General features: G+C 64.2%; 18 protein-coding genes. 14 read left to right on the forward strand and 4 right to left on the reverse strand.

Annotated features, from left to right (window positions below; translation table 11 throughout):
• Positions 1-46: 46 nt before the first annotated feature.
• The 3 genes from ACLB6G_RS15185 to ACLB6G_RS15195 form a co-directional block, all read right to left on the reverse strand.
• Entirely contained in the window at positions 47-1,141 is a 1,095-nt protein-coding gene (locus tag ACLB6G_RS15185; RefSeq protein ID WP_410357039.1) for a YeeE/YedE family protein, read from the reverse strand.
• Positions 1,142-1,355: 214 nt separating this feature from the next.
• Complete coding sequence (locus tag ACLB6G_RS15190; RefSeq protein WP_410357040.1) at positions 1,356-1,718, reverse strand: ArsR/SmtB family transcription factor; 363 nt, start codon at positions 1,716-1,718, stop codon at positions 1,356-1,358.
• Positions 1,719-1,803: 85 nt separating this feature from the next.
• The gene (locus ACLB6G_RS15195; RefSeq protein ID WP_410357041.1) at positions 1,804-2,160 is read right to left on the reverse strand and encodes a transcriptional regulator; all 357 of its coding nucleotides are present in this window, start codon (positions 2,158-2,160) and stop codon (positions 1,804-1,806) included.
• A 111-nt stretch (positions 2,161-2,271) separates the two neighbouring features.
• Between ACLB6G_RS15195 and ACLB6G_RS15200 the strand changes: the two genes are divergently transcribed.
• The 11 genes from ACLB6G_RS15200 to ACLB6G_RS15250 all read left to right on the forward strand — a co-directional run bounded on the left by ACLB6G_RS15200 (position 2,272) and on the right by ACLB6G_RS15250 (position 12,372).
• The gene (locus tag ACLB6G_RS15200) at positions 2,272-3,039 is read left to right on the forward strand and encodes a cytochrome c biogenesis CcdA family protein (protein ID WP_410357042.1); all 768 of its coding nucleotides are present in this window, start codon (positions 2,272-2,274) and stop codon (positions 3,037-3,039) included.
• 11 nt (positions 3,040-3,050) lie between these two features.
• Positions 3,051-3,635 carry a SoxW family protein gene (locus ACLB6G_RS15205; protein ID WP_410357043.1) on the forward strand — a complete coding sequence of 195 codons (585 nt, stop codon included), beginning with the start codon at positions 3,051-3,053 and terminating at the stop codon, positions 3,633-3,635.
• Positions 3,636-3,792: 157 nt separating this feature from the next.
• Positions 3,793-4,254, forward strand: coding sequence for a sulfur oxidation c-type cytochrome SoxX (gene soxX / locus ACLB6G_RS15210; protein ID WP_410357163.1), 462 nt, complete (start codon positions 3,793-3,795; stop codon positions 4,252-4,254).
• Between the two features lie 23 nt (positions 4,255-4,277).
• Positions 4,278-4,733: a thiosulfate oxidation carrier protein SoxY gene (gene soxY, locus ACLB6G_RS15215; protein WP_410357044.1), complete on the forward strand. Its 456-nt coding sequence runs from the start codon at positions 4,278-4,280 to the stop codon at positions 4,731-4,733.
• Between the two features lie 24 nt (positions 4,734-4,757).
• Positions 4,758-5,084: a thiosulfate oxidation carrier complex protein SoxZ gene (soxZ, locus tag ACLB6G_RS15220; protein WP_371276153.1), complete on the forward strand. Its 327-nt coding sequence runs from the start codon at positions 4,758-4,760 to the stop codon at positions 5,082-5,084.
• Positions 5,085-5,166: 82 nt separating this feature from the next.
• On the forward strand, positions 5,167-6,003 hold the full coding sequence (soxA, locus tag ACLB6G_RS15225) for a sulfur oxidation c-type cytochrome SoxA (RefSeq protein ID WP_410357164.1): 837 nt from the start codon (positions 5,167-5,169) through the stop codon (positions 6,001-6,003).
• Between the two features lie 143 nt (positions 6,004-6,146).
• Positions 6,147-7,844 (forward strand): thiosulfohydrolase SoxB, encoded by a 1,698-nt coding sequence (gene soxB / locus ACLB6G_RS15230; protein WP_410357045.1) that lies wholly within the window; start codon positions 6,147-6,149, stop codon positions 7,842-7,844.
• Positions 7,845-7,939: 95 nt separating this feature from the next.
• Complete coding sequence (soxC, locus tag ACLB6G_RS15235) at positions 7,940-9,220, forward strand: sulfite dehydrogenase (RefSeq protein ID WP_410357046.1); 1,281 nt, start codon at positions 7,940-7,942, stop codon at positions 9,218-9,220.
• Positions 9,204-10,268 carry a c-type cytochrome gene (locus ACLB6G_RS15240; RefSeq protein ID WP_410357047.1) on the forward strand — a complete coding sequence of 355 codons (1,065 nt, stop codon included), beginning with the start codon at positions 9,204-9,206 and terminating at the stop codon, positions 10,266-10,268. The genes soxC and ACLB6G_RS15240 overlap by 17 nt, the downstream gene beginning before the upstream one ends.
• A gap of 45 nt (positions 10,269-10,313) precedes the next feature.
• Positions 10,314-11,066, forward strand: coding sequence for a c-type cytochrome (locus ACLB6G_RS15245; RefSeq protein ID WP_410357048.1), 753 nt, complete (start codon positions 10,314-10,316; stop codon positions 11,064-11,066).
• A 34-nt stretch (positions 11,067-11,100) separates the two neighbouring features.
• Positions 11,101-12,372, forward strand: coding sequence for an FCSD flavin-binding domain-containing protein (locus tag ACLB6G_RS15250; protein ID WP_410357049.1), 1,272 nt, complete (start codon positions 11,101-11,103; stop codon positions 12,370-12,372).
• 103 nt (positions 12,373-12,475) lie between these two features.
• Here ACLB6G_RS15250 and ACLB6G_RS15255 read toward each other — a convergent pair whose 3' ends face one another.
• Positions 12,476-13,573, reverse strand: a complete 1,098-nt coding sequence (locus ACLB6G_RS15255; protein ID WP_410357050.1) for a YeeE/YedE thiosulfate transporter family protein — start codon at positions 13,571-13,573, stop codon at positions 12,476-12,478.
• Between the two features lie 397 nt (positions 13,574-13,970).
• Between ACLB6G_RS15255 and maiA the strand changes: the two genes are divergently transcribed.
• From maiA to ACLB6G_RS15270, 3 genes are all read left to right on the forward strand, one after another.
• A complete protein-coding gene (gene maiA, locus ACLB6G_RS15260; protein WP_410357051.1) occupies positions 13,971-14,621 on the forward strand; it encodes a maleylacetoacetate isomerase in 651 nt (216 codons plus the stop codon).
• A gap of 90 nt (positions 14,622-14,711) precedes the next feature.
• A complete protein-coding gene (locus ACLB6G_RS15265; RefSeq protein WP_410357052.1) occupies positions 14,712-16,019 on the forward strand; it encodes a Rieske 2Fe-2S domain-containing protein in 1,308 nt (435 codons plus the stop codon).
• An 8-nt stretch (positions 16,020-16,027) separates the two neighbouring features.
• The gene (locus ACLB6G_RS15270) at positions 16,028-17,491 is read left to right on the forward strand and encodes a glutamine synthetase family protein (RefSeq protein ID WP_410357053.1); all 1,464 of its coding nucleotides are present in this window, start codon (positions 16,028-16,030) and stop codon (positions 17,489-17,491) included.
• The last annotated feature ends 36 nt before the right edge of the window (positions 17,492-17,527 follow it).

The following is a 17,527-nucleotide window of genomic DNA, read 5'->3' on the forward strand; positions in this document are numbered from 1 at the left end:
CGAAGGAAGGATCAAGGGATTCCGCCGGGCCAGTGCGTCCGGAAGACTATTCCGCCGGGTCGTGTCCGGTCCGGCGGAATGCCGCCAGGAGCGAGCCTTCCAGCAGCCAGGCCAGGCCCATGCGCGCGCCAAGCGCGATGCACGCCATGACGACCGGCGCGGAAATCGCCAGTGTCGAAACGGCCGTCACGCCCTGGCCGATCGTGCAGCCCATGGCGAACACGCCGCCCGTGCCCATCAGGAAGCCGCCCGCCAGGTGCCGCGACAACTCGCGCGCATCGTCGCAGGCCTCCCAGCGCATGTCGTCGGCAAGCCAGGCACACAGTGCCGCGCCGAATACCACCCCGACCATCAGGCCCACGCCGTAATCGGGGATGACGCCGGTGAAGGTCGCGAAATGCATGAGCGTGTCGCCGACCGGCACGACGAAAGATCCGGCCTCGATCTGTACCGGCTCGAATGCGTGTATGGCGGCCGTCGAGGTTGCCCACCAGCCGAAGGCGACCGACAGCCCGATGACGATGCCCGACACGATACGCGCGCGGTTGCCCCGGAAGGCTTGGTCGCGGAAAGCCCAGGCCAGCAGCCCCAGCGCAGCCGCAACCGCCGTCGCGACCGTCAGGTCGGCGCCGGTGTGAACGGAGAGCAGGTCACCGAGCGATTGGCTGCCGGCAGGTGACAGGTCGATGGCAAGGTTGTCCACGACTTGGACTCGCAATTGCGCGATCAGCCCCTTTTGTGCCGCGAGCGCCGACAGGCCCAGCACGATCAGCACGACCACCGAGCGCAGGCTCCCGCCGCCCGCGCGAACCAGGGCGCCGAATCCGCAGGTGCCCACCAGCGCCATCCCGAAGCCGAAAGCCAGCCCGCCGATGATAGCGCCCGTCAGGCCGAACAGCGGCGAGAGATAGAAGGTGCCGGAAATATTGGCGACATCGGCATGGATGAGGGTCTGGGTGGCGATCAGAGCCACTGCGGCTGCCAGGATCCAGCTTGAAAGACCGGTGGAATCGCCTGCGTACCAGTGCCGTTCCAGCGCGGACAAGGTGCAGAAATGCGTCCGCCTGGCCGCATAGCCCATCACGAGTCCGGCAAGCAACCCGGCGACGGGCAGGAACCATGGCGATTCCGCAAGCTCCATCAGCATTTCCTCCGGGCGGTCCTCTCCGGCGAAGGGGGACGGACAGCCTCGTTGTTGTTGGCATGATCCTACCTGCCACAATGGCAGAGTTCAATCGGCTGCAAAGGGAAGGCGAACAGCGGTTCCCGGGCCGAAGGCTCCGGGCAGCAGGTGCCGTGCAAACGCAAAGGCCGGCCCATGGCCGGCCTGGAATGCGCTGTCGAAGCGTTTGCCCTTATTCTGCGGCGTCTGTCTCCCCCCCGCCGCGTACGGGCGCGCAGAACAATCCGTAGAGCGTCTCGATGACGGGCGCCACTTCCGCGCTCGCCAGCGAGTAGTAGATCATGCGTCCTTCGCGGCGGGTCTCGACCAACTGGTCGAAGCGCAACCGCGCAAGCTGTTGCGAGACGGCCGCCTGCGGCATGTCCATGATCGTTTCCAGTTCCGAGACGGACTTTTCCCCCTCCGCCAGGAGGCAGAGGATCAGCAGCCGGCTTTCATGGCTCAGCGCCTTCAGGAGGTCGCTGGCCTTGCGCGCCTGCGCGAAGAGCACGTTCATGTCCTCTGGGGCGGACGGATCGAATTTCGGAAGTGCCATGGTTTCAAATCCCGCAATCCGGGCTCCAACGACGGTTGCCGTGATATTCAAACATCTTCATTCTACCATGCTGCGCTGCAAAAAATCAATCGCGGGGCAGCTTGCCGATCAGTTCACCGGCCAGATACCAGAAAAATTCGTCACCCGGATAGCCCCTGATCCGGCCGATCTCCTTGCCGTCGTCGATCAGCACGAAGGTCGGCGTGAACCGTTCGCGCGCCACGAAGCCGATATCGTCGGGCCATGGCTTCGTGATGTCCACGCGGCGAAGCGGCGCAGCCTGGCCCTCCCGCGTCTTCGGCCATGCCGGGGCGATCTCGGCGTTGAAACGCGCGCACCAGGCGCATCCGGGGGCCTCAAGCATAAGCATCTGCGCGGCCGATGCCGGCAGCGCCAGGAGGGCAAGAAAGCCGACGACGGCCAGGGCGATGATCGATTTCACGGACAAACCTCATTTTGACATTGCAACATATAGTTTTTTCCGCATACATTCCAGCCCTCATCCGCCGTCAAGGATGGCTGCGACGACGCGGCGCGGATGAGGGGAGGGACCATGCTGGATGTCAGTTTGTGGGGCGCGCTGGTGGCAGGAATCCTGTCATTCGTCTCGCCCTGTGTGTTGCCGATCGTGCCGCCCTATCTGGCCTGGCTTGCCGGCCTGAGTTTCGAGGAACTGCAGGCCAGCGAGACCCTGTCGGGCCGTTCGCGCAAGATCGTCATGGCGGCGGTCGCCTTCGTTCTCGGGTTCTCCACGGTCTTCATCATGCTTGGCGCGACCGCCTCGATCTTCGGCCAGGCCATGCGCGAGGCGCTTGCCTGGTCGATCCGGATCGGTCCGCTGGACATCAACGTGCTGGCAGCCGTGGCCGGTCTCGTCATCCTCGTCATGGGCCTCCATTTCCTGGGCGTTTTCCGCATAGGGCTTCTCTACCGCGAGGCGCGGGTCCAGGTCGACCGCAAGCCCGCCGGCCTCGTCGGCGCTTATGTCATCGGTCTCGCCTTCGCCTTCGGCTGGACCCCTTGCGTCGGGCCTGTCCTTGCCGCCATCCTGTTCGTCGCCGGAACCGAGGACACCGCCGCACGCGGTGCCATGCTGCTCGGCGCCTACTCGCTCGGCATCGGCGTGCCCTTCGTTCTCGCTGCGGTCTTTGCCAGCCGGTTCATCGGCGCAGCGCAGCGCTTCAAGCGCCACATGCACAAGGTCGAGATGGCCATGGGAGGACTTCTGGTGATAACCGGCATATTGTTCATCACCGGCCAGATGTCGCGCATCGCCCAGTGGCTGATCGACACCTTCCCGGCATTCCAGACCATTGGTTGAGGAGAAAGAGCATGATCCGCCTGTTTGCCCTGATCGCCATGTTGCTGTTCCCCGCCGCGCTTCAGGCCGCCGAGATCGGCGATGACGGCCTGCACAAGCAGGCATGGTTTGCCAACACCTTCCGCGATGTGGCGGAGGACATGGAAGCCGCTGCCGCTGACGGAAAACGCCTTGCCATCGTCTTCGAGCAGCGTGGCTGCATCTACTGCCGCGCCATGCATGAGAAGATCCTGTCAGATCCGGAAGTGTCCGACTACATCAAGGCCAATTACATGGTCGTTCAGTACAACATGTTCGGCGACACGGAAGTCACCGATCTGGACGGCGAGGAGCTTTCCGAGAAGAACGCTGCGCGCAAGTGGGGCTTCGTCTTCACGCCGACGATCGTTTTCCTGCCGGAAGAGGTTCCGGAAGGCGAAACGACCGTTGCCAAGGCTGCTGTCGCGATCATGCCCGGCGCTTTCGGGAAGCTGACCTTCCTGAACATGTTCCGCTGGGTGCGCGAAAAGGGGTATGAGGGAGAGGAACACTTCCAGAAATATCACGCCCGCATCATCAATGAACTGCGGGCGGCAGGAAAGCTCGATAGCGAATGACGGCCGCAACGCGTCAAGCATGCCCTACGAATGACATATATTAAAATTCATATCCATGCATTGAAAGCGGACGTGACTGGCGCTATGGTGCCGGACTGAAGAGAAGGGGGAGGCGGACCAAACCGCCTGCCGGAAGAGCGGAGGAGACATGAACCCGATGAAACTGGGCACAGGACTGGTGACACTTGCGGCGGCTCTGGCCGTCGCCACGAGTGTCGGCGCTGCGGAGGTCGCGCCGGATGCTGTCGAATTTACCGATGACGGCGTGATGGCGTCGCTGACGGGCCAGCCGGGCGATCCGGCCGCCGGCGCCGAGGCGTTCAAGAACCGCAGGCTCGGCAATTGCCTGGCCTGCCACGCCAACAAGGACATGGAGAAGGAGCTTTTCCATGGTGATGTCGGTCCGGCGCTTGACGGTGTTGCCGACCGCTGGAGCGAGGCCGAGCTGCGCGCCATCATCGTCAATTCGAAGAAGATCTTCAGCGATGAGACGGTCATGCCCGGCTTCTACTCGCTGGAGGTGGGCAAGGACCCTGCCGAGGACTTTGTCGGCAAGACGATTCTGACCGCACAGCAGGTCGAGGATGTGGTGGCCTACCTGGCCACGCTGAAGGAATGATTGGCAGAAAGGAGCCTCATGCCATGAAGATGACAAGACGACAGGCCCTCGGTTTCAGTGCCGCGGCGGCTGCATTCGCGGTGACGGGTTTCCGCGCCGCGCCCGCTTTGGCTTCCGCCGAGGCAACCGAGAAGGCGATCATGGATTTCACCGGCGGCAAGACGCCCGAATCCGGCAAGATCTCGCTCAACACGCCCGAAATCGCCGAGAACGGGAACACCGTGCCGGTCACCGTCGAGGTCGAAAGCGCGATGGAAGGCGATGATCTCGTCGAATCCGTGCTGGTCCTGGCGGACGGCAATCCGAGCCCCGGTGTCGCCACCTTCCACTTCACCGCGCTCAGCGGCACGGCCAGCGCGACCACGCGTATCCGCCTTGCCAAGACACAGGACGTGGTTGCCGTCGCGAAGATGAAGGACGGCTCGGTCTACATGGACAGGAAGCAGGTCAAGGTCACCATCGGTGGCTGTGGCGGCTGATCTAGGGAAACGAGGAAGACGAAAATGGCAAAGTCCAAACCCCGCGTGAAGGTTCCGAAGTCGGCGTCGGCCGGCGAGGTCATCACCATCAAGACCCTGATCAGCCACGAGATGGAATCGGGTCAGCGCAAGGACAAGGATGGCAATCCGATCCCGCGCCAGATCATCAACAAGTTCAGCTGCGAGTTCAACGGCCAGCCGGTGTTCTCCTGCGACCTCGATCCGGCGGTCTCCGCCAACCCGTATTTCGAGTTCAACGCCAAGGTCAACGAGAGCGGCACGTTCAAGTTCACCTGGGTCGATGACGACGGTTCGGTCTACGAGACCGAGAACGAAATCACGGTAAAATAAGAACAATGCGCCGGCCGCCAGTCATGTGACGGGCGCCGGCGAATGTTCCTGGGAGGGAAGACGCGTGAAGAAAACAACATTCATGATGGGCGCCGTGTTCGGCCTGGCCTTGGCTGCCGGGACCGTCGCGCTGAAAGCCGATCCCGTCGACGATACGCTCGAGATCGATGGCAAGCCCATGGTCACCCGCACGGCGGCGCCTGAAGGTCATCCGTTCGACGAGGTCCTGTCGGGCTGGCTGTTCCGCGAGGCCGAGACCAGGGATCTGGAGCGCGATTCGTTCGAGAATCCCGGCATGCTGGCCGCAGAGGAAGGCGAGCAGATCTGGAACACGGTCGAGGGGACGGCCGGCAAGTCCTGTGCGTCCTGTCACGGTGACGCGGCAGAGAGCATGAAGGGCGTTGCCGCCAATTATCCCAAGTGGGATGCCGATGCGAAGCGCCCGATCAATATCGAGCTGCAGATCAACAAGTGCCGCGAAGAGAACATGGGCGCCGAGCCCTATGCCTTCGACAAGGGCGGGCAGAAGCCGCTGACGGTCTACATCAAGCATCAGTCGCTGGGTGAGCCCGTCTCGGTGGACCTCAGCCAGGGCGAACTCCAGTCCTGGTGGGAGAAGGGCAAGGAAGTCTACTACACCCGCACGGGCCAGTTGAACCTGTCCTGCGCCTCCTGCCACGAAGTCAACATGGGCAAGATGATCCGCGCCGACCATCTGAGCCAGGGTCAGGTCAACGGTTTCCCGACCTACCGTCTCAAGTCCGGCCTGACCTCGCTGCACAACCGCTTCCGCGGCTGCATCCGCGACACGCGCGGCGCCCAGCCCAAGGCCTTTTCCGACGAACTCATGGCGCTCGAGGTCTATGTGACCTGGCGCGGCACGGGTCTGTCGGTCGAAACCCCGGCGGTTCGCCAATAAGGCGTCTGCCCCAACCGGAGGCGGCATGACGCCTCCGGTCCATGAAGAAAAACAACAGGAAAAATCGGGAGGAGGGGAACTCCGTGCCGTTGCGGCCGGGGAACGCCTTCTCCTTGCCTGACCGACATCCGGAGATCACCGCCATGTTTTCAAGACGCGAATTCCTGCAGTTCGGCCTGACGGCCGGGGCTGCGTTTTCAGTTGCCGGTTTCGGAACCGGGCTGACCCGGGCGCTGGCACAGCAGAAGCTGAGCCAGGACGATCTCCTGAAATTCGATTCGAAGGGCCAGGTGACACTCCTCCACTTCACCGATGTCCATGCGCAATTGAAGCCGGTCTATTTCCGCCCGCCGGACACGAATATCGGCGTCGGCGCCTATGCCGGCATCCCGCCGCATCTGGTCGGCGAGGAGTTCCTCACCCATTTCGGCATCGAGCGCGGCAGTGCCTATGCCTACGCCCACACCATGGTCGACTATGTCGACATGGCGCGGGCCTATGGCGCGCTCGGCGGCCTTGATCGCACGGCGACGCTGGTCAAGGCGATCCGCGCCGAACGCGGTGAGGACAAGGTCCTGTTCCTGGATGGCGGCGATACCTGGCAGGGCTCCTACACGTCGCTCAAGACCAATGGCCAGGACATGGTTGACTGCATGGCCCTGCTGAAGCCCGACGCCATGGTCGGCCACTGGGAGTTCACCTTCGGCGCCGACCGCGTCATGGAAATCATCGAACAGATGGACTATCCGTTCCTGGCGTCCAACGTGTTCGACACCGAATGGGACGAGCCGGTCTTCGAAAGCACGTCCATGGTCGAGAAGGGCGGGGTCAAGGTCGCCATCATCGGCCAGGCCATGCCCTACACGCCGGTCGCCAATCCGCGCTGGATGTTCCCGGAATGGTCCTTCGGCATCCGCCCGGAAGCCATCCAGGCCAATGTCGACAAGGCCCGCGCCGAAGGCGCAGAGGTCGTCGTGCTGCTGTCGCACAACGGCTTCGACGTCGATCGCAAGCTGGCCACCGTCGTCAGCGGCATTGATGTCATCCTCACCGGTCACACCCATGACGCGGTGCCGCGCGCCATCGAGGTCGGTTCCACGCTGGTCCTGTCGTCAGGCAGCCATGGCAAGTATCTGGGCCGCATCGACCTCGAAGTGTCCGGCGGCAAGGTCACCGGCTATTCCTCGAACCTCATTCCGGTCTTTGCCGATGTCATCACGCCCGATCCGGAGATGAAGGCGCTGATCGACGAGGTGCGCGCGCCTTACGAGGCGGAAGCGACGCGCGTCATCGGCAAGACCGAGCAACTGCTCTACCGGCGCGGCAATTTCAACGGCACCTGGGACGACCTGATCTGCCAGGGCATCATCGCCGAGCGCGATGTCCAGATCGCCCTGTCGCCCGGCTTCCGCTGGGGCACGACCCTTCTGCCCGGCCAGGACATCACCATCGACGATCTCTATGCGGCGACTTCCATGTCCTATCCGGAAGTCTACAGGACCGAGTTCACCGGCGCGCAGCTCAAGGAAATCCTGGAGGACGTCTGCGACAACCTCTTCAACAAGGATCCCTTCTTCCAGCAGGGCGGCGACATGGTGCGTGTCGGCGGCATGACCTATACCTGCGCCGTCAACGAGGAGATCGGCAACCGCATCTCCGACATGCGGCTTTCGGCCACCGGCGAGGCCATCGAGGCGGACAAGTCCTACACGGTCGGCGGCTGGGCCTCGGTGAACGAGGGCACCGAGGGTCCGGCCATCTATGACCTGATGGAAAGCTACATCACCAAGCTCGGCACGGTTTCCGTGCCGGACGAACGCACGGTCAAGGTGGTTCTTTAGTCACGAATCCCGGAGCCGGCAATCGACAGCTGGCTCCCGTCGTGATACATAGAATAAACTATATGTATGATAGGCAGCGGTCCGGGAGGATAGCGATGACGCAAACGAACGGGAAAGGCGCTTCCAGGCGCAGCTTTCTGAAAGCCGGCCTGGCCGGCGGAGCCGCCCTTGCGGCGGGAACGGTGGGAGCGCGCGCCGCCGGCGATCCGCTCATCACGGAATTGCAGGATTGGGCGACCTATACCGGCGACGGTGTCGACGCGACGCCCTATGGCCTGCCGATCGAGTTCGAGAGCGATGTGGTGCGCCGCAACGTGCCCTGGCTGACGGCGGACCCGATCTCGTCCATCAACTTCACGCCCATCCATGCACTGGACGGCACGATCACCCCGCAGGGCTGCGCCTTCGAGCGTCATCATTCCGGCGCCATCGAGCTGCGCAAGGAAGACTACCGGCTGATGATCAACGGGCTGGTCGACCAGGAACTCGTCTTCACCTATGACGATCTGGAGCGCTTCCCGCGCGAGAACCACATCTATTTCTGCGAATGTGCCGCCAATACCGGCATGGAATGGGCCGGCGCGCAGCTCAATGGCGCGCAATTCACCCATGGCATGATCCACAACATGGAATATTCCGGCGTGACCCTGCGCACCCTGCTCGAAGAAGCCGGGCTTGGCGCCGCGGGCGATCTTGAGGACAAGTGGGTCTATGTGGAAGGCGCCGACGCGTCCTCAAACGGCCGCTCCATCCCGATGGCGAAGGCGCTCGACGACTGCCTCATCGCCTTCAAGGCCAATGGCGAAGCGCTCCGCAAGGAACATGGTTACCCGGTCCGCCTGGTCGTTCCCGGCTGGGAAGGCAACATGTGGGTCAAGTGGCTGCGCCGCATCGAGGTGACCAACGGTCCCATCGAGAGCCGTGAGGAAACGTCGAAATACACTGACACGCTGGCCGACGGCACGTCGCGCAAGTGGACCTGGGTGATGGATGCCAAGTCGGTCATCACGTCGCCGAGCCCGCAGATGCCGATCCGCCATGGCAAGGGGCCGCTGGTCATCACCGGCATGGCATGGTCCGGCCACGGCCGCATTACCCGCGTCGACGTGTCGAAGGACGGCGGCAAGACATGGGAGACCGCCCGCCTCGGCACGCAGGGCGGTGACAAGGCGCTGACGCGCTTCTACCTCGACACCGAATGGAACGGCGAGGAACTGCTGTTGCAGTCGCGCGCCATCGACGAGACCGGTTATGTCCAGCCGACCAAGGCGCAGTTGCGCGAAGTTCGCGGGCTGAATTCGGTCTATCACAACAACTGCATCCAGACCTGGCATGTCAAAACGGACGGGACGGCGGAAAATGTCGAAGTTTCTTGATACAATCCTCGCGGCCACCGCGTTCATCGCCCTGACGGCCACGGCCCATGCGGGCGATGCCGATGCCGGTGAAAAGGTCTTCAACAAGTGCAAGGCCTGCCACGCCGTTGGCGAAGGTGCGAAGAACAAGGTCGGCCCGCACCTCAACGACGTCTTCGGCCGGCAGGCCGGCGCGGTCGAGGGATTCAAGTATTCCAGCGCGATGGCGGATTCCGGCATCACCTGGAACGACGAGACGATCGCAGCCTATCTCGCCGATCCGAAGGGCTATATCCCGAAGAACAAGATGGCCTTCGCCGGGCTGAAGAAGGACGAGGACATCGCCAACGTTCTTGCCTATCTGAAGACCTTCTCCACCGCCGCTGCCGGTGAGGAAAAGGCCGAAGCCGCCCCGGCGAAGGAAGAGACCGCCGCCGCCGCAGACGAGGCGAAGGACGCAGCGGCGGAACAGCCCGCCATGGCCGACGCCGTCAGGTCGAAGGGCAAGTACGGCCTCGGCCGCCTGGCCACCCCCGAGGAGGTCGCGGCCTGGAACGTCGACGTCATGCCGGACGGCACGGGATTGCCTGTCGGTTCGGGCTCGGTTGCCGAAGGAGAGCCGCTTTTCTCCGAGAAGTGCGCCGCATGCCATGGTGAATTCGCCGAAGGCGTCGACAACTGGCCGAAGCTGGCCGGTGGCGACGGCACGCTGGCCGACGAGGATCCGCTGAAGACGGTGGGTTCCTACTGGCCCTATCTGTCGACGGCCTGGGACTATATCCACCGGTCCATGCCGTTCGGCGGGGCGCAGGTCCTCTCGGCCGACGAGACATATGCCATTGTCGCTTACATCCTGTATTCCAATTACCTGGTCGATGACGAGTTCGTTCTCAGCAACGAGAACTTCCTCGAGGTCGAAATGCCCAATGCCGACGGCTTCATTGTCGACGACCGGGAAGAGACGGAGTATTCGAAGTGGCGCACCGAGCCCTGCATGACCAATTGCAAGGACGACGTGAAGATCACGATGCGTGCCACCGTTCTCGACGTCACGCCGGACGAGGAATGAACCGGCGCTGAGAATGGATGGCAGGCACGGTTCGGGAGGAAACCGATGCTGACCGGAACAAGGGAGCGAGGGCGCGACGGCCGCCCTCCGGCAGCGAGGCGCCGGTTGTGCGGCGCCCTTGCGGCTGTTTCGCTTGCATTCGTGACCCAGGCCTTCGCTGGCGACGGTGATCCCGCCGCCGGCGAAAAGCTTTTCCGGGACTGCAAGAGCTGTCACGAGATCGGCGAGAACGCCCGCCACAAGGTCGGCCCGCATCTGGACGGCATCATCGGCCGCACCGCGGGCAGCGCCGAGGGCTTCAGATATTCCAGGGCCTTGAGACAGGCCGGCGAGGATGGTCTCGTCTGGGACGAGGAAGCGCTTTCGGCCTATATCGAGAAGCCGCGCGATTTCATCAAGGGAAACCGGATGAGCTATCGCGGCATGGCCGATGCGCAGGACCGCGCCGATCTGATCGCCTATCTTTCGCGCCAGGCGCAGGCGGCGCCCGCCGAGGACACGTCGGCCCGGCAGAACGCCGGCGTCACCGGCTTTGCACAGATCGTGCTCCAGATGGAGGGCGACCCGGAATATGGCGAATATCTCGCGGGCGAATGTGTCACCTGCCACCAGGCAACCGGCCATGCCGACGGCATTCCGTCGATCGTCGGTGTGCCGAAGGACTATTTCATTCGCGCCCTGTTCGAATACAAGAACAACATTCGTTCAAACGAGGTCATGAAACTTCGCGTCGCCAACCTCACCAACGAGGAAATCGCCGCGCTCGCCGCCTATTTCAGCGGTCTGGAACCGCAATAGGTTCATTGCAGGATTGGTCAGTCAGGAGGAAGACATGACAAGATTGAATCGCAGGCATTTCGGATTGGCGGTTGGCGCCGGTGCGGCAACCCTGGCCATGCCGGCTTATCTTCGTGCCCAGGGCAAGCCGAAGGTGGTGGTGATTGGCGGGGGTGCCGGCGGCGCGACCGCCGCGCGTTACATCGCCAAGGACTCCAAGGGCGAGATCGACGTCACGCTCATCGACGATTCCGACAGGTTCACCACCTGCTTCTTCTCAAATCTCTATCTCGGCGGCTTCCGCGATTTCGCTTCCATCACGCATGGCTACGAAAAGCTGGAGGCGAATTACGGGATCACCAAGGTCACCGGCTATGCCAGGACCGTCGATCGTGGCGCCCGCAAGGTCATCATGGCCGACGGCTCGGAAATCCCCTACGACCGTCTCGTCGTTTCGCCCGGCATCGACATGATCTGGGATTCCATTCCCGGTTATTCCGAGGAAGCCGCGGAGATTGCACCGCATGCCTGGAAGGCCGGTCCGCAGACGCAGTTGCTCAAGGAAAAGCTGGATGCCGTCGGCAATGGCGAGCAGATCGTCATGGTTGCGCCGCCCAACCCCTACCGCTGCCCGCCCGGCCCCTATGAGCGCGTCTCGATGATGGCCCACCTGCTCAAGGCCAAGGGCGTGGACGCGAAGATCATCATCATCGATCCCAAGGACAAGTTCTCCAAGCAGGGCCTCTTCACCGAAGGCTGGGAGAAATACTACCCGGGCATGGTCGAGTGGTACGGACCTGAAATTCACGGCGGCATCAAGGGCGTCGATGTGAATGCCGGGACGGTGGAAACCGATTTCGATACCTTCAAGGGCGCGCTGCTCAATGTCATTCCGGCACAGAAAGCCGGCATGATCGCGGCCGAGGCCGGGCTGACCGATGACAGCGGCTTCTGCCCCATCGACGCCGCTTCCATGCGCTCGACGATGGACGAGAACATCTTTGTCATCGGCGACGCCTCGATCGCGGGCGCCATGCCGAAGTCGGGCTTCTCGGCCAACAGCCAGGCCAAGGTCGCCTCCATGAACATTCGCGGTGACCTGACCGGTTCCAAGGTGTTCCCGGCGAAATACTCCAACACCTGCTGGAGTCTCATCGAGACCGACGACGGCGTGAAGGTCGGCGCGCAATACGCGCCGCAGGACGGGCAGATCGCGTCCACCTCCAGCTTCATCTCGCAGACAGGCGAGGATGCGGCCCTGCGCAAGGCGACCTACGAGGAATCCGTCGGCTGGTATGCCGGTATCACGGCCGACATGTTCGGCTGATCGAGCCTTCCTCCCGGTGTCCGCGCCGGGCAGCGCGGACACGGACGGCAAGCGGCGGTGCAATGGGGTTGCACCGCCGCTTCCTGTCTTGAAGGGAGGATGATTATTCCGCGGGTTGCGCGACAGCGGATGCGGCGCTCCGCCCCGCGCCGGCGGGAACATCGATGACGCGGTGCGCCAGCGCTGCCGATGCCACCATGGCGCCAAGCCCGGCCAGCGCGGAAACGGCCAGCACCGCGCCGCCGGTAAAGCCCGCGCCGATCGTGCAACCGACCGCCAGGATGCCGCCGAAGCCCATCAGCGCGCCGCCGGCGGGATAACGCCAGGCGGCCGCCGCGCCCGTATCGCGAAAACCGGAAAGGCGGAACTCGCCAAAGGCAACCGCGGCCAGGAAGGCGCCGGCAAGTGTCCCGATGAGCACGCCCTGATCCAGCCCGAAGCCTTCGGCAGCGCCCGTTGCCAGTTCGCCGGTCGTGGCCAGCGGACGGATGAAGGACAGGCTCTCTGCCTGGATCGGCTCGAACACCTGGAGCGACAGCGTGTAGGTGAAATACCAGCCGCCGGCCACGGCAAGCCCCACGGCCACGCCGCCGAGGATGCGCCAGGCCGAGGCCCGCGCGGCAATGGCCAAGGCGAGCGCCGCGATGGCAAGTGCCGCGCCAATGGCAATGCCTGCGCCCTGGCCGAGCCCGGCATGGGCCAGAAGGTCGTTCCCGCCAATGGCGGCGGTATTCCAGAGGCCGCCGATCGCGTCGCGCGCGGGCACCAGGAAGCCGGAATAGGTGGCCAGGCCGGTCCCCGCGATGACGAGCGTCGTTACCAGGGCGCGGATGTTGCCGCCGGCGGCGAGCACGAGATGGCGTGATACGCAGCCGCGGGCAAGCACCATGCCCAGTCCGAACAGGCCCCCGCCGATCAGTGCGCCCGACAGGCTCTGCGCGGTGGAGAAGAAGCGGGTTTCCGCCACGTCCACGGAACCGTTCCCGATGAGCCACTGCACCGCCACGATCGCGGCTGCGAAACCGGCCAGCCAGACGGCTGCTGCGCGGCGGTCAGAAGTGAAAAGTCCGGTTACCGCCGAACGCGTGCAGAAGGCGGAGCGCTGCGCGGCGATGCCGAAGACAAGGCCGAGGACGGCGCCGCCGGCCAGCGCCGCGCCGTTTTCGCCAATGGTGTCGATGAGGGGAACGAGATCGATCATGACCGCTATCCTTCCGGAAACAGGGGATACCGGAGGATAGGAGCCGGGGCGCAAAAATCGCCGTCCGGGATTGCGCCGGGAGGGGTCCGGGGAGAAAACCTGCCTCCGGACGAGGGTTCTCTTGGAAAAATTTGCCTCATGTCGGCAAGCCGCGAGGGCAGCGACAGGCGCGGACGGGACAGGAGCTCGTCTGCCGTTTCGTTGGCCGGGGCGGGAAACCGGAAAAATCGCACCCGTTCTCCATGCCGTCATGTCCGGTTGACACGCGCCGTGTCGCGACCGTCAACGGCACGGCCGGGCTGTTGTTCCGCATGAGCGAACGATGCTTGCCTTGTGAACCGTCACGGGGCAGTTTGGCGCCTTGCCGGATGGCAGATCTTGAGACCGGAGGACCACGATGGCCGACATCGCGCTGCACAATTATTTCCGTTCGTCCACGTCCTACCGGGTGCGCATCGCGCTGGCGCTCAAGGGGATCGAGTATGACTATGTCGCCCACCATCTGCGCCACGGCGGGAACCGCGCGCCCGAATTCCTGGCCGTCAACCCGCAGGGGCTGGTGCCGGCGCTGGTCTGGTCCGATGGCACCGTGCTTGCCCAATCGCTCGCCATCATGGAATTCATCGACGAGATGGTGCCCGAACCGCCGCTGCTGCCCGCCGATCCCCATGGCAGGGCGCGGGTGCGCATGCTCTCCCAGATGATCGGCTGCGACATCCACCCGGTAAACAACTTGCGGGTCCTCAATGCGATTCGCGAGCGTTTCGGCGCCGACGATACCGCCGTGGCCGACTGGTTCCGCCACTGGGTGGCCGAGACCTTTGCGCCGATGGAACAGATGCTGGCCGAAAGCGAAGCCACCGGCACCTTCTGCCACGGCGATCATGTGACCATGGCCGATCTTTGCCTGGTGGCCCAGGTTGCCAACAACGGCCGTTTCGGCGTCGAGATGGAACCCTATCCGACGATCCGCCGCATCCATGAGGCCTGCATGGAAATCGAGGCTTTCCGTACAGCCGCGCCGATGAACCAGCCTGACGCTGAATAGCCGAAGGCTCTTTGAACAGGCATTGAAAACCGCCAGCCAGGCTGAAATCCTGCTAGTGACGGAACGGACGGGAAAGGGAGAAACGCCGCCATGATGAGCCAGGAGCAGAACGACCTGATCACGCGAACCGGTCCGGGCACGGCGGCGGGCGCCGTCTTGCGCCGCTACTGGCAGCCCGCCGCCCTGGCCGAGGAACTGGTTTCGGCCCGCCCGGTCGTACCGGTCACGCTGCTGGGTGAAAAGCTCGTGCTGTTCCGCGACGAGGAGGGCAAGCTTGGCCTGATCGGGCGTCACTGCCCCCATCGCGGCGCCGACATGTGCTACGGCCGGCTGGAGGACAATGGCCTGCGCTGCCCCTTCCATGGCTGGCACTTCAACCGCGATGGCCAATGCGTGGAACAGCCCGCCGAGCCGGAAGGCAGCCGGATGCATGAGAACATCCGCACCGTCTCCTATCCGGTCGTGGAGCGCAACGGCATGGTCTTTGCCTACATGGGCCCCGGCGACCCGCCGCCTTTCCCCGCGCTCGACTGCTTCACCGCGCCCGACACCCATGTCTTCGCCTTCAAGGGGCTGTGGGAATGCAACTGGCTGCAGGCCATGGAAGTCGGCATCGACCCGGCGCACGCCTCCTTCCTGCACCGTTTCCTGGAGGACGAGGACCCGTCCGCAAGCTATGGAAAGCAGTTCCGCGACAAGGCCGCCGATACCGAAATCCCGATGACGAAGCTGCTGCGCGACTATCCGCGTCCGGAGATCGTGGTGGAGGAAGCGCCGCACGGCTTGCGGCTCGTCGCGCTGCGCCACATGGAGGACGGGCGCACGCATGTGCGCGTCACCAACCAGCTTTTCCCGGAAGCCATCGTCATCCCCATGTCGCGCGAGATGACGATCACGCAATGGCACGTGCCCGTCGATGACGAGACCTGTTACTGGTATTCCATGTTCACCAGTTTCGGTGCGCCGGTGAACAAGACGCTGATGCGCGAGCAGAGGCTGAAGGAGCACCGCCTGCCGGATTACGCGCCGCTGAAGAACCGCGCGAACAATTACGGTTACAATCCCGCCGAGCAGAAGGACCGCACCTATACCGGCATGGGCATGGACATCAACGTGCATGACCAGTGGGCGGTGGAAAGCATGGGGCGCATCCAGGACCGCACCCAGGAGCATCTTGGCCGTTCCGACATCGGCATCTCGCGCTATCGCCGGATGCTGCGTGCCGCCATCGAGGCCGTCGGCAAGGGCGAGGATCATGCCTTGCCCATGGCCAACGGTTCGGCGGCTGCCGTCACCGGTCCGGCGGCGGTGGACGCCATCGGCGCGGCCGGCGAGGACTGGCGGGACGTCTATGAACGTGCCGACGCCGAACGCCGTTCCGCCTGTTCCTGGGCTTGAGGCGCGCGATGGGAGCGATCACGCCAGACAGCCTGAAATCGGGTCTCACCGGCCGCAAGGGCCTGCTCGACGATGAAGGCTTCCGCCGCGCGGCCGAAATCTGCGCCGAGATGGAAGCCGGCGAGTTCGAGACCGTGCGCGTCTGCTTCATCGACCAGCACGGGATCCTGCGCGGCAAGACGCTGGTCGCCGGCGCGCTGGCCTCGGCCTTCCGCTCCGGCGTGGCCATGACCTCGACGCTGCTGCTGAAGGACACCTCACATCGCACCGTCTTCGATGTCTGGGCCGCCGATGCCGGTTTCGGCCGCGGCGTGCTGACCGGCGCGGGCGATTTCCTCATGGTGCCCGATCCGCGCAGCTTCCGTCCGCTGCCGTGGTCGCCGCATTCCGCACTCATTCTCTGCGACATCTGGCAGGCCGATGGCGAACCGCTCGCCCTGTCGGCGCGCGGCATCCTCGCGCGCGCCCTCGACCGGCTCAATGCGGCGGGCCACGATGCGCTGTTCGGCCTGGAACAGGAATTCTTCGTCTATTCGGTGACCGACGAGAAACTGGCCCATGGCGATGGCGGCATGCCCGCCACGCCGCCCGAGACGCAATTGCTCACCCACGGCTACCAGTATCTCACCGAGGCGCGCTATGACGCGCTGGAACCGGTGATGGACGAGTTGCGCCGGGCCGCCCAGGCCATGGATCTTCCCGTCCGCACCATGGAGATCGAGTTCGGGCCCAGCCAGTTCGAGTTCACCTTCGATCCGCAGCGCGCCATGGCGGCAGCCGACAATGCGGTCCTGTTCCGCCACATGGTCAAGTCCGTGTGCGCCCGCAACGGCTTGCATGCCACCTTCATGTCACGCCCGCGCGTGCCCAACGGCATGGCGAGCGGCTGGCACGTGCATCAGTCGGTGACGGATATCGACGGCGACGAGAACCGCTTCACGCCGCAGGCCGGCCGTGAGCCGACCGCCATAGCCTCGGGCTGGATCGCCGGCCTTCTGGACCACGCCGTATCCGGCTGCATGCTGGTGACGCCGACCGTCAACGGCTACAAGCGCTACCTCTCTGCATTGCTGGCGCCCGACCGCGTGCAATGGGCCCATGACAACAAGGGCGCCATGCTGCGCGCCCTGTTCCGCGAAGGCGACCCGGCCAGCCGCATCGAGAACCGGACCCCCGAGCCGGCGGCCAATCCGCACCTGGCCATCGCCTCGCAGATCCTCGCCGGCCTCGATGGCGTCACGCGGGGCCTGACCGCGCCCGCGCCGGTGGAAAGCCCCTATGCCGGTGACGCCGAACGCCTGCCGCGCAATCTCGGTGCCGCCATCGATGCCTTCGCGGCGAGCGGCTTCTGGCGCGATGCGCTCGGTGAGAATGTCGCCGGCTGGCTGATCCGCATCAAGCGGGCCGAGTGGGATCGCTACCTGTCGGAAATCTCCGAATGGGAGCACCGTGAATATTTCTCGCTGTTCTGACCGGCGGGACCGAAAACACCGAGGGGAGGGTTCGTC

Origin of the sequence: Zhengella sedimenti (assembly GCF_046506625.1) — a bacterium.
Lineage (GTDB): Bacteria > Pseudomonadota > Alphaproteobacteria > Rhizobiales > Rhizobiaceae > Zhengella > Zhengella sedimenti.

Excerpts from the sequence above, each read along its gene's own strand:
- ACLB6G_RS15185 (WP_410357039.1), bottom strand. The coding sequence starts at position 1,141 with ATGGAGCTTGCGGAATCGCCATGGTTCCTGCCCGTCGCCGGGTTGCTT.
- ACLB6G_RS15190 (WP_410357040.1), bottom strand. The coding sequence starts at position 1,718 with ATGGCACTTCCGAAATTCGATCCGTCCGCCCCAGAGGACATGAACGTG.
- ACLB6G_RS15200 (WP_410357042.1), top strand. The coding sequence starts at position 2,272 with ATGCTGGATGTCAGTTTGTGGGGCGCGCTGGTGGCAGGAATCCTGTCA.
- ACLB6G_RS15205 (WP_410357043.1), top strand. The coding sequence starts at position 3,051 with ATGATCCGCCTGTTTGCCCTGATCGCCATGTTGCTGTTCCCCGCCGCG.
- soxX (WP_410357163.1), top strand. The coding sequence starts at position 3,793 with ATGAAACTGGGCACAGGACTGGTGACACTTGCGGCGGCTCTGGCCGTC.
- soxY (WP_410357044.1), top strand. The coding sequence starts at position 4,278 with ATGAAGATGACAAGACGACAGGCCCTCGGTTTCAGTGCCGCGGCGGCT.
- soxZ (WP_371276153.1), top strand. The coding sequence starts at position 4,758 with ATGGCAAAGTCCAAACCCCGCGTGAAGGTTCCGAAGTCGGCGTCGGCC.
- soxA (WP_410357164.1), top strand. The coding sequence starts at position 5,167 with ATGATGGGCGCCGTGTTCGGCCTGGCCTTGGCTGCCGGGACCGTCGCG.
- soxB (WP_410357045.1), top strand. The coding sequence starts at position 6,147 with ATGTTTTCAAGACGCGAATTCCTGCAGTTCGGCCTGACGGCCGGGGCT.
- soxC (WP_410357046.1), top strand. The coding sequence starts at position 7,940 with ATGACGCAAACGAACGGGAAAGGCGCTTCCAGGCGCAGCTTTCTGAAA.
- ACLB6G_RS15240 (WP_410357047.1), top strand. The coding sequence starts at position 9,204 with ATGTCGAAGTTTCTTGATACAATCCTCGCGGCCACCGCGTTCATCGCC.
- ACLB6G_RS15245 (WP_410357048.1), top strand. The coding sequence starts at position 10,314 with ATGCTGACCGGAACAAGGGAGCGAGGGCGCGACGGCCGCCCTCCGGCA.
- ACLB6G_RS15250 (WP_410357049.1), top strand. The coding sequence starts at position 11,101 with ATGACAAGATTGAATCGCAGGCATTTCGGATTGGCGGTTGGCGCCGGT.
- ACLB6G_RS15255 (WP_410357050.1), bottom strand. The coding sequence starts at position 13,573 with ATGATCGATCTCGTTCCCCTCATCGACACCATTGGCGAAAACGGCGCG.
- maiA (WP_410357051.1), top strand. The coding sequence starts at position 13,971 with ATGGCCGACATCGCGCTGCACAATTATTTCCGTTCGTCCACGTCCTAC.
- ACLB6G_RS15265 (WP_410357052.1), top strand. The coding sequence starts at position 14,712 with ATGATGAGCCAGGAGCAGAACGACCTGATCACGCGAACCGGTCCGGGC.
- ACLB6G_RS15270 (WP_410357053.1), top strand. The coding sequence starts at position 16,028 with ATGGGAGCGATCACGCCAGACAGCCTGAAATCGGGTCTCACCGGCCGC.